The 11,474-nt window shown below is 52.9% G+C and carries 9 protein-coding genes; 3 read left to right on the forward strand and 6 right to left on the reverse strand.

What is annotated here, in order from left to right; all coding sequences use genetic code 11:
• The coding region (locus AD948_RS01170) for a cupin domain-containing protein (RefSeq protein WP_061470340.1) at window positions 1-390 on the forward strand (390 nt) is incomplete at its 5' end.
• Here AD948_RS01170 and AD948_RS01175 read toward each other — a convergent pair.
• The 5 genes from AD948_RS01175 to AD948_RS01195 form a co-directional block, all read right to left on the reverse strand.
• A complete protein-coding gene (locus AD948_RS01175) occupies window positions 380-1,624 on the reverse strand; it encodes a cytochrome c (RefSeq protein ID WP_061470331.1) in 1,245 nt (414 codons plus the stop codon). The two genes, AD948_RS01170 and AD948_RS01175, sit on opposite strands and share 11 nt — an antisense overlap.
• On the reverse strand, window positions 1,621-3,825 hold the full coding sequence (locus tag AD948_RS01180) for a xanthine dehydrogenase family protein molybdopterin-binding subunit (RefSeq protein ID WP_248845869.1): 2,205 nt from the start codon (window positions 3,823-3,825) through the stop codon (window positions 1,621-1,623). The genes AD948_RS01175 and AD948_RS01180 overlap by 4 nt, the downstream gene beginning before the upstream one ends.
• Entirely contained in the window at window positions 3,818-4,279 is a 462-nt protein-coding gene (locus AD948_RS01185) for a (2Fe-2S)-binding protein (RefSeq protein WP_061470332.1), read from the reverse strand. The genes AD948_RS01180 and AD948_RS01185 overlap by 8 nt, the downstream gene beginning before the upstream one ends.
• 108 nt (window positions 4,280-4,387) lie before the next feature.
• A complete protein-coding gene (locus AD948_RS01190; protein ID WP_006558039.1) occupies window positions 4,388-4,780 on the reverse strand; it encodes a tautomerase family protein in 393 nt (130 codons plus the stop codon).
• A gap of 38 nt (window positions 4,781-4,818) precedes the next feature.
• Window positions 4,819-6,168: an aspartate aminotransferase family protein gene (locus AD948_RS01195; RefSeq protein WP_061470333.1), complete on the reverse strand. Its 1,350-nt coding sequence runs from the start codon at window positions 6,166-6,168 to the stop codon at window positions 4,819-4,821.
• A 126-nt stretch (window positions 6,169-6,294) separates the two neighbouring features.
• On the opposite strand from AD948_RS01195, the gene AD948_RS01200 reads away from it, so the two are divergent.
• Together AD948_RS01200 and AD948_RS01210 are read left to right on the forward strand one after the other, a co-directional pair.
• Complete coding sequence (locus AD948_RS01200) at window positions 6,295-7,695, forward strand: aminotransferase-like domain-containing protein (protein ID WP_061470334.1); 1,401 nt, start codon at window positions 6,295-6,297, stop codon at window positions 7,693-7,695.
• A 993-nt stretch (window positions 7,696-8,688) separates the two neighbouring features.
• Window positions 8,689-9,426, forward strand: a complete 738-nt coding sequence (locus AD948_RS01210) for a DUF72 domain-containing protein (RefSeq protein WP_061470336.1) — start codon at window positions 8,689-8,691, stop codon at window positions 9,424-9,426.
• A gap of 78 nt (window positions 9,427-9,504) precedes the next feature.
• Here AD948_RS01210 and AD948_RS01215 read toward each other — a convergent pair whose 3' ends face one another.
• Window positions 9,505-11,157 carry a recombinase family protein gene (locus tag AD948_RS01215; protein ID WP_061470337.1) on the reverse strand — a complete coding sequence of 551 codons (1,653 nt, stop codon included), beginning with the start codon at window positions 11,155-11,157 and terminating at the stop codon, window positions 9,505-9,507.
• Between the last annotated feature and the right edge of the window lie 317 nt (window positions 11,158-11,474).

Raw genomic sequence — 11,474 nt, forward strand, 5'->3', positions numbered from 1 at the left:
AACTCACTTCCAATGAATTTGTCGGAATTTTTCGCGTTTGAACATAACGAGGAACGTAAGCTCTTCTATCGCGCCTCAGAGCTGAGAGAAATCGGCGGCAGGGGCATTTCCTACCGCCAGATTGGCACAAACCTGAACGGCCGCGCCCTGCAGATACTGAATGAAGTTTACGCCCCCCGCACGGATACAGGAAAAACCATGCTCCGCCACACAGGAGAAGAGGGCGGTGTTATCATCAGCGGAGAAATAGAGGTTACCGTGGGGGACCAGCGTGAAATTCTGGGCCCGGGAGATGCTTACTATTTTGATAGCAACCTTCCGCATCGCTTCCGTAATATTGGCACGGAACCGTGTCACATTGTCAGCGCAGCCACACCACCTAGTTTTTGAAGACAGATGGTTTTACTGCAACGTTACTGCCCCCAAAATGGGCCGTAACGTAAGTTGCTATGGCGGCAAGCTCTTCCGCTGTATAGGTTTTTGTGAATCCCGGCATAAACACCCGGCCCTGTGCCGTTTCAAGGGATGTGCCCTCACGCAGAACCTGAATCAGATTAAGAGCTTCAGGATCAGATAAGCTATGAGCCCCAGCCAAAGCCGCCCACTCCGACTGCCGACCCCGCCCATCTGGCAGATGACAGCCGGCACATGCCTGCACAAAAAGCATTTGTCCGCGGCTTTCCGTCTCGGTCTGGGTCTTGTCCTGCACCTTCAGACTACTTTGCACAACAGGCCCTTCTGCTATGGGGGCTAGACTGCGCAAATAGACAACAATCGCGGTAATATCTTCCGGTGTCATATAGCGGAGCCCGTGCTCTACTGCTTCTGCCATCGGGCCAGAGGCAGGGCCTTTACCGCTCGCCTTACCCGTCGCCAGATAAGATTTCAGTTGCTCATCTGTCCAACCGCCCAGACCATGGTTGGGGTCGGATGTCAGGTTATAGGCCCGCCACCCCATTTGCACTGTGCCCGCATACGCTTTGCTGCTCAGACCATACGTTAAAGTGCGTGGCGTATGACACTGACTGCAATGCCCTAACGCTTCCGTTAGGTAGGCTCCCCGGTTCCATTCAGCCGATTTTCCCGACACAGGCTTGAAACGTTTGTCCGGATTATTCAACCAGTTCCAGAAGATCATGCTCCATCGCTGATTGAAGGGAAAGCTAAGCTGGTTCCTGGGGGGAGCGGCATGCTCCGGGTGCAAACTGAACAGATAGGCCTTGATTGCAAGAGCATCTTCATCGCTCATCAGCGTATAGGCCGTATAAGGCATGACAGGATACAGATGCTTTCCCCCGCGCCCGACACCTGAGCGAAGCATTTTCAGCCATTCTTCATCTGTATAATCACCAATGCCAGTTTTCTTATCTGGCGTGATATTTACGGCAAAGATGCTTCCAAACGGGAGAGTGAATGCTCTCCCTCCCGTCAGCTTTGTACCGCCCGGTTCTGCATGGCAAGCAGCACAATCAGCGGCCCGAAACAGATACTCTCCCTGCTTGATACGCTCTGCGCCTGCGCTATGCGCATCGGAAGCATTTCCTTGCGCAAAAGCCGCACAATAAAACACGCAACCCAAGACAGAAGCTACCCCTGTCATCCAGTCTTTTAGGCGAAACATCATAGCGATGCATCCACCTTACTGAACTGTTTTGCAAAGGGAATACGCCGCAAGCGTTTTCCTGTTGCCGCAAACAGAGCATTCGCCAGTGCTGGCGCGGCGGCTACCGTTCCAACCTCCCCAATCCCGCCAATTTCGGCATCAGGGTCAGGCACAAGGTGCACACGGATGTCAGGAGCTTCATTAAGACGCATCATACGATAATTATGGAAATTACTCTGCTCTACCTGTCCATTTTTTAAAGTTATTTCGTTATAAAGCGCCATGGTCAGGCCAAAAATCAGCCCTCCCTGTATCTGCGCCACAACACCATCCGGAAAGACAATCGGCCCACAATCAACAGCGCTATCCACACGGATCAGTCGGATTTGTCCGCTTTTCTCGACAGCCACTTCAAGCACCGTTGCGGCCCAGGTCTGAAATGAATAATGCAGAGCAATTCCCAATCCATGCCCAACCGGGAGCGCCCTGCCCCACCCAGACTGTTTGGCAACTTCATCCAGCACTTTTATGGCCCGTGGCTGATGCGCCGCCAGCTTTTTCCGCAACGCCAGAGGATCCTGCCCGGAAGTGTGGGCAAGTTCATCAATCATGCTTTCAACAACAAACACATTATGTGTGGGGCCAACACCGCGCCACCAGAGCGTTGTGACAGCATCCGGTTCATCCCTGACAAACTCCACAAGCTGATCCGCCATGACATACGGGGTCTGAGCAGCCCCTTCCACCGCATCCGGATCCAGACCGTTCTGCATCCCTTCCGGGTACCATCGCGCGGTGACAGCAGACCCTGTTGTACGATGATGCCAGCCGCTTATCGTGCCATCTGCGGCAAGCCCGGCAGAAATCCGATCATAATAATAAGGGCGGAACTGGTCCTGCGTAATATCTTCCTCGCGGGTCCATATCAGTTTGACAGGGTAGGACACCTGTTTGGCAAAGCGTGCGGCCTGACCGATCGAATTGGAATCAAGCCTGCGCCCGAAACCGCCTCCTATCAAATGGTTATGGACAGCAATACTTTCAGGCGGGAGACCCGTTGCATCCGCCACTTCCTGCCTCGCCCGTCCGGGAACCTGGGTTCCTACCCAGACATCTGCCCCGTCTGGCCTTATGTGCAACGTGGTATTGATGGGCTCCAATGCGGCATGAGCAAGAAACGGAAGTTCATAAACGGCCTCGATGCGCGTATGGGCACGTTTCAGCGCCTCTTCGGCATTTCCGGTTTTCAACGCCGTTACGCCTGACTGTTCTGATGCCGCTTTCATACGTGCAACAATATCGGTCGTCGCAATATGGGCATTGGGACCATAATCCCACGCCGGGGCAGCAGCTTCCTGACCTTTGAGGGCGGCCCACATATGGCTGGCGATCACCGCAATGGCGTCAGGAAGTGTCAGAACATCCACCACGCCGGGAACCGCCAGGGCGGCGGCCCGATTATAGCCGGTTAAGTGACCTCCTTTAACCGGGCACGCTTTAATGCATCCAATTTTCATGCCCGGTATCTGCACATCTATGCCAAACCGGGCGCTCCCGTTTGTTTTGGCCTTTGTATCCAACCGGCGCGGACTTGTTCCAATCACCGTAAAATCCGTCGGTGACTTCAGCGTGATTTTTTTAGGAACCGGCTGTCGTGCTGCGGCCTCAGCAAGGGCTCCATAAGACGTACTTCGCCCGCTTGCGTGGTGAAAAACAGTGCCGTGCCGTGCCGTGCAGGCAGAAGCTGGCACACCCCATTGTTCTGCCGCCGCCGCAATCAGCATCATGCGGGCCGCAGCCCCTGCTTCACGCAATGGTACCCAGCTATCACGGGTGGAAGAAGAACCACCGGTCTCTTCCTCGCCGGCAACACTATCCACGTAAGCGGGATCAGCGGGGGCGGCTTCTACACTGACCTGATCCAGTCCCACTTCCAGTTCTTCTGCCAGCAACATGGAAATACCGGTGTAGATGCCCTGCCCCATCTCGGCATGCCGCATGATCAGGGTGACACCCCCCTGCGAGGTGATGCGGATAAAAGCGTTAGGACTAAAAACAATCCCTGTTACAGCATCCTGCGCTTTTGAAGCCCTGATAAGCGGCAACCCCGGGACGAATGCTGACAGCAGAAAGCCACCCCCGCCCGCCAGCACGCCGCCTAAAAGGGCGCGCCGGGTCGGGGGTGAGAGCCCCTCGCCTTGCGTGCGGTTCCATTTACGCATCCTGAGACGCCGCCCTATGGATTGCCTTGCGGATACGCACATATGTTCCACAACGGCAGATATTGCCCGCCATGGCATCATCTATATCGGCGTCAGTTGGATGCGGATTATTCTGCAAAAGGGCTGTTACCGCCATGATCTGGCCGGACTGACAATATCCGCACTGAATGACTTCTTCATCCAGCCATGCCTGCTGCACTTTTGCACCGGCTTCAGTCTGTTCGATAGCTTCGATTGTCGTAATGTGATGGCCGGCTGCTGCTGCAACCGTCAAAAGGCAAGACCGAACCGGGGCACCATCCAGATGCACTGTACAGGCCCCACACTGGGCCACACCGCATCCGTATTTGGTGCCTGTAAGACCCAGAATATCACGCAAAACCCATAGCAAGGGCATATCAGATGGCACATCAACCGTCTGCGCCGCACCATTGATATGGAGATCAAAACTCATATAGCCGCGCCCTTGCTATGGTGCTTATGCTGTGTCCGGCAAACATAATAACGCGTATAGAAAGCGACCATGCCATTTTTAATTCTGCAGGGTCGCTGATCGTCAGGGTCAGAGATCACCCGTCAGAAACTGGGCACGGCCCAAGCCAAAACTCCAATGTTCATCGGAATTCTGCACGATGGAAACCATCAGGTCAGCGGGAGCAAGGCCGCAGTCCTTTTCAAGCTTTTCTGCAAGAAGACGGTAAAACTCCGTAATCTGTTCTTTGGAGCGCGGGCGTGAAACAACCTGCAACAGGACAACCTTGTCTGTGCGCGGAATATCCAGGCCCGTATCTTCTATAATCATATGCGTTTTGTCATGCTCGGAAACCAGTTGGTACCGGTCTCGCGCAGGCACTTTAAAGGATTCAAGCATGGCAGCATGCGCAGAATCCAGCAGAGCACGGATTTCCGCTGCGTTACGGCTACCTTTGACAATATGGAAATGGAGAAGAGGCATAACAAAGCATCCTTATATCAAGACGAAAAAGAGAACGATTATCCTACGCTTTCTATAACTTTACCGAGTGTGCTCATCATGGTCTTCAACTCCTCTTCAGTCGAGATGAAGGGAGGCCCAAAGGAGATGATATCGCCCGTCACCCGCAGCAACAGCCCCTGTTTCAAGGCTTCCTCAAACACGGCCGCCCCGCGCACACCAGCTCCAGCTTCAGCGGGTTTCAGTTCGACCGCTGCCGTCAGACCAATGTTCCGGATATCTGCAATCTGAGGCGTTCCTTTCAGGCTATGCGCAGCGTCTTCCAGAACGGGCTCCAGAGCCTTGACCCGTTCAAACAGACCTTCACTTTCCATGATGTCCAGCACCACATGGCCTACTGCCGCCGCCAGCGGATGGCCGGAATAGGTATAGCCATGGCAGAACTCAATGGCGTTCTGCGGTCCGGTCATGAAGGTGTTGTAGATTTCGTCCGTAACAATAACACCGCCCATGGGCACAATGCCATTGGTAATGGCTTTGGCAAAGGTGATGATATCCGGCTTCACCTCAAACCGTTGGGATGCAAATGGAGCCCCCATACGCCCGAAGCCGGTAATCACTTCATCAAAGATCAGCAGAATACCGTGCTGCGTGCAAATCTCCCGCAAGCGCTGCAGATACCCCACCGGCGGCACAATCACGCCAGTTGACCCCTGCACGGGCTCAACAATCACGGCGGCAATGGTAGAGGCGTCATGAAGCGTTACAAGCCGTTCGAGATCTTCTGCCCGATCCGCGCCCCAAGTGGGCTGACCACGGGTGAACGCCATATGCTTGGGATCATACGTATGGCGCAGATGGTCCACACCGGGCATCATGCCAGCAGCGAACATCTTACGGTTGGACAAGATCCCCCCAACAGACATCCCACCAAAGCCAACACCGTGATAGCCGCGTTCACGCCCAATCATGCGGAAACGGTTTCCGGCTCCCTTGATACGATGATAGCCCAAAGCCACCTTCAGCGCTGTATCCACCGCTTCTGAACCGGAGTTGGCGAAGAACACATGGTTCATGCCTTCCGGAGCCATGTCAGCGATACGTTGCGCCAGAGAGAGGGCTCCAGAATGAGTTAGCTGGAAACTGGGAGCAAAATCCAGTTTCTCGAACTGCTTCTGAAGTGCCTCTCCAATCAGCGGATGCGCATGCCCCAGAGGGGTGCACCACAGGCCAGACAATGTATCAAACACCTTATGGCCTTCGAGCGTCTGATAATAAGCTCCTTTGGCGGAAACCATCGTACGGGGGGCCGGGTTGGCCCGCAATGCCCGGTTGGCCGTGAAGGGCTGCCAGTAAGTCCCTTTCTCCGCAGTCACAACCGGATCAAAGTTTGCTGTCATTTTCGACATAGGGAACGGTTCCTACTGTATCAACTATCAACGGCACAGACGCCTTCGGTAACAAACCGTAATAGGATTTTGCCCGTTCGGCTATGTACAGTTGCAGCTTTTTCCCAGAAACTGTACTGATGATTTATGATCGATACGGCTTTCCCTCTTGTGAGACTGGACCCGCATTTACCGATCCCGCTTGTGTCTCAACTGGTTGATGCCGTTAAAACGCACATCCAGAATGGTCATTTCCCGGCGGAACAACGGATCCCCTCTGTCAGGCGTATGGCTTCACTTTGCGGTGTCAGTCCTGTTACGGTCGCAAATGCCTACAGCAAGCTTGTTTCTTCCGGCTTGCTGGAAGCACGTGACAGAGGGGGGTACTATGTAAAACCCGTAACACTCGTTACCTCCCCACGTCCGCCGGTCAATTCGCTCTGGCTGCTTCAGCATGTGTTTGAAGACAATGCTCCCATTATAAAAGCTGGGTGCGGCTGGCTGGCACCACCTTATATATTTACAAGTGCAGTCAAGCGTGAGCTGACAAATCTGGCACAAAGCCAGAACCTTGCCTCCATGGTCGATTATGGCAGTCCGTATGGCTCCCTCTCCCTGAGGCGTGCCATCAAGCGCTTGCTGGCCCGCCGTGATATCCCATGTAGTGAAGACGGCATCATTCTCACACACGGTGCCAGTCAGGCTCTGGAACTGACATTGCGGGCTTTCGCACAGCCGGGCGACACCGTACTGGTGGATGACCCCGGTTACTGCAACCTTTACCCTCTTCTTCAAAGTCTTGGGCTAACCGCTATCGGGGTCGGCCGTACGGCGGCAGGTCCTTGCCCTTCGCTGTTCGAAAGGGCAATCAAAAAGCATCAGCCTCGGCTTTTTGTAACAACGTCCGTCCTGCACAATCCTACCGGCGGTTGTGCTTCCGCAGAAAATGTAGCGGCCATTCATGCCCTTGCCGTCAAGCATGGCATTACAACGGTAGAAGACAATATCTTTCTTGACCTCACCCCAGAAAGCCAGCCCTGTCACGCACGTTACGACAAGCTACAGAACATTATTCATATTGGAAGTTTTTCAAAAACCATAGGACCTGGCTTACGGGTTGGCTATCTGGCCTGCCCTCCAGAAATTGGAAAACGCATTCTGCGTTACAAAATGGCTGCTGGCTTAACCACCGCAGGCCTGAATGAAACGCTGGTGCATGGTATTATCCAAAGTGGTCAATATGGCCTCCACCTGACTGATTTACGAGAGAGGCTGTTCCAGACACAGAAAATCGTCTACCGCTCTTTGCAGGATGCGGGCATGAAAGTCTATCTTCGGTCTATGGGCGGATTATTTATCTGGGCACGTTTTAAAAAAAACGTTCATGCACAATCTGTTTCTGAGCGCGCTGCAACAAAAGATATCATGCTCGCCCCCGGCCACTTATTCCGCCCGGAACGATCCGATTCACAATGGTTTCGTTTCAATGTGACACACACAAACGAACCACGCCTTTACGATTTCCTGAAACAAGAAAATAATATTTAATTACTAGAATTTTGCGCATGATCCATCCACACCCCTCACAAAGAGGATACCTTTTAAACCCAAGCCTTAAAAATGGATAATTCTAAAAACGTCTTGTTTACTTTTGAGGTACGATTCTATTTTTCTCGACTGTAATGGAATGAGAGAATGGATTAAAAATCCTGATTTCTATGACGTTGATGATAGGCTTATCCGTCTGAGCGGTCCGGGCAACCAACTTGAAGCGTTTGCTGAAGCGTAGAATTTGATATCTTTCGTCTGAAATTAGAAAAAGCCTTGGAGTATTTGAACGAAAGTAAAGTTAGCCCTCTTTCTTTTGATGTGGCCCTGATATTCAAGACTCAGATGAGGCGGATCATCAACGAGCAGTCTGATGAGCAAACCGAGTATCTAATCAACGATAACCTGCTCTTCATGATTTTCCGCAGGCTTTCCGCCACAAAACCTCTGAATTAGATCTTTTACCAGCTTGATCGAGACTACCTTGCGGTCAATAGGAGCAGCATGACACTCTGAAAGACGAAAACTGTTTTCATCGACAGGCACTCTTCCCGTTCGTCTAACGCATGTCCGTCTCTCAACCCAAGCAACAGAGAGTTCTGAATATTTCCCAGTGATATCCCATAATCAGCCAATCACCCTGAAAAAACTAACGAATTTCAGAACAATAATGGTATGTATATTTTTCCATTTTACTGTCAGGAGTTCTTAGCCTCCCCGATGGTCAAGATTATATAAATAGACCAAAGCGATAAACGTAAGGCAGATAGCCGACAAGGAGACTCTGGGTTTTCATAGCGGATAACGCCATGCCACCATTCGTCGAGATAGATAAATGTAACATCAATGTCCAAAGAGACTTGCTCTAGGTTTCCTGCTTCGCAATACAGAGAGCAAACTTTTTCTGAGCATTCCGAGAGGGCATCCCTTCACTCTTTGAGCCAGCGTTGCACAATGTGCACTCATCCATGGCCGTTACGAAAGAATTTGCTCATGTCCATCCGCATTGGCGTCGCTGGCTGGTCGATCCCCTCTGCACTGGCTGAACAGTTCCCGTCCGTCGGAACACACTTGCAGCGCTATGCCACACGGCTTTCCAGTGTTGAGATCAACAGCAGCTTCTATCGGCCACATCGCCGCACGACATATGAGCGCTGGGCAGCAAGCGTGCCACCTTCTTTTCAGTTCTCCCTCAAACTCCCCAGAGCCATTACGCATGACCGACGCCTCGTCGATTGCCAGCCCCTCATTGAAAAATTCGCCGAAGAGACGAGCGGCCTTGGCGACAAACGAGGCCCCATCTTGGTACAGCTCCCTCCAAGTTTTTCTTATCCCGGCGATATTGCAGAACGCTTTCTTGAAGAATTGAAAAGCCTGTTTCCCGGTCCGATCGTCCTGGAGCCCAGACATGCAAGTTGGTTCGTCCCTGAGGTTGACCATATGATGGGGAGACAACAGGTCTCACGAGTGGCTGCAGATCCGGCCAAACCAATATCTGCAGCAGCACATCCCGGAGGATGGCTGGGTCTTGCATATTTCCGCCTTCATGGCTCGCCACGCATTTATGAATCCACCTATGGCAAAGAGGCCATTGCAGCGCAGGCAAAAACTGTTGCATCCCTTACGGCACTGGGCAGGGCGGTCTGGATGATTTACGACAATACGACCTTTGGTGCTGCCACCCAGAATGCCCTTGAGCTTGCTGCGGCCTTGGAGCGAAGCAAAAACTGAGCAGTTCAACGAGCATCCAGCGGTATATATCTGGAACGCAGAAAGCCGCCCATGGGGCGGCTGAGTGTATGATATTGATCATTTTGTATGGTTGCGGGGGCCTGCTTCCCCTGCTGTCATAAGCCGACTTTCCTTTTTGCCGCTGACGTCATTTGCAACGTCGAGAATACCCATCAGCTCGCCGCGTAATGTAATATGAACTTCTCCCCGCTTCTCGCCTGGGGTGAAAACAATCTCTCCGATAAGGGAGCGTAAAGCTTCGGTTGCTTCCTTACCGCCATCCTGATCGTCCAGCGCCTCGGTAAACCGCTCCACGTTCCGCCGATAGTGACTGGCAATATCCGGATGCACATCGGGAACATCAGGCGGGGCTTCACCCAGGCGAGCCACTATGTCCGCCTTCTGCCCCTCGAGGCTGACCAGTCGTGCCTTCATCGAAGACTGATACATCCCGTCCTCAATTGCCGCCATAATTCCGGCAATGCCTCGCTCGACCTTCCCGAGCGCCTTACGATCAGCAGCACTCTGCACACGCCATGTCTGGTTAAGACGCTTCACTTCCTTTGCAAAAGCCTGAACGGCCTCGACGATCACCTCAGAAGACACCAATCGCTCTCTTAGCCCAGCGAGAACCCGAGATTCTGCCTTCTCCCGCAAGATCGTCCGATTATTCTGGCAAGTTCCCCGACGCGAGTGATTCAGACACCCAAACCGGCCATTCACGATGATTCCTATCTTTCCACCGCAACACCCGCATGAGAGCAACCCTGACAGGAGCGACATAGGCCGATTTGCCAGGTGCAACCGCCGTGCTCGACCTTCTCGCGTATTCACAAGGCACGGACCGACTTTGGCAGCAATCTCCTTCTGGCGCGCCCGCACGGCTTGCCACAGATCGTCAGGGACTATCCTGAGTTCCGGCACTTCGGTCCTGATCCACAGATGTTCTGGATTGGGCCTGGAAACGCGCTTGTCGGTAATCGGGTCCTTGATAAAACGTTGCCGATTCCACACAATGACTCCCGCATATAATTCGTTATTTACGATCCCGGTTCCCCGCGACACATGACCCCGGATGGTCGTGTCACTCCAGGCACGGCCTTTCGGACCAGGAACCCCCTCCCCATTTAATTCCACCGCAATAGATCTGGGGCTTCGTCCTGCCGCGAAAGCTCGAAAAATACGACAAACGACTTCAGATTCCTCAGTTATAATTTCCCGATCACCCCGGACGGGTTCGAAATTAGCATCAACCTTCTTGAGCGCCCGATAGCCATAGCACAGGCCTCCTCCAGACTTGCCTTTCATCACCCGGCCCAAAAGCCCACGGTGCGTGTTCCGGGCGATAGTTTTGATGTACAGAGCATTCATCGTTCCCTTGAGACCAACATGGAGTTCGTTGATTGCCCCCTCCGCCAAAGTAATGATGGCGATACCCTCAAAGGAAAGACGCTTGAATAGTGTCGCGACGTCCGCCTGGTCTCGCGAAATGCGATCCAGCGCCTCAGCCAGTACAACATCGAACGCTCCCGCCTGCGCATCGCGCAAGAGGGCCTGAATGCCAGGCCTTAAAGTCATCCCGGAACCAGAAATAGCGGCATCATGATAACTACCGACCACCGCCCACTTCTCACGCATCGCGTGTTCCTCGCAAAGTCGGAACTGATCTTCGATTGAGCACGCATTCTGTTTGTCAGTCGAATAGCGCGCATAGTATACTACACGTGTCATTCTAGCAGTCTCCTTCTTGCCTTTCCTTGATTTTCTGTAAATTATCAGACGAAGAGCAGTTATCGTTTGCCGCCCGATATGACGCGAAATATTCACGGGCCATTCTCCTCCCTATAAGATTGGCCACGGCAAAGACCGCTGCTTGAGCAGCTTTCTCGACACCTTCTGGTGTCAGATTGTCATTTGCGGATATCAGATCCGGTGTGGGATTTTCATGAGTCTGCGTCACTGTTTTTCCCCTGCGAAAAGCGTGACATCACTATTGCACACCAGCCTGTGGCAGCCTCAAAAGGGCACGCTACCTCAATTTCATACGC

The organism is Acetobacter senegalensis (assembly GCF_001580995.1).
GTDB lineage: Bacteria > Pseudomonadota > Alphaproteobacteria > Acetobacterales > Acetobacteraceae > Acetobacter > Acetobacter senegalensis.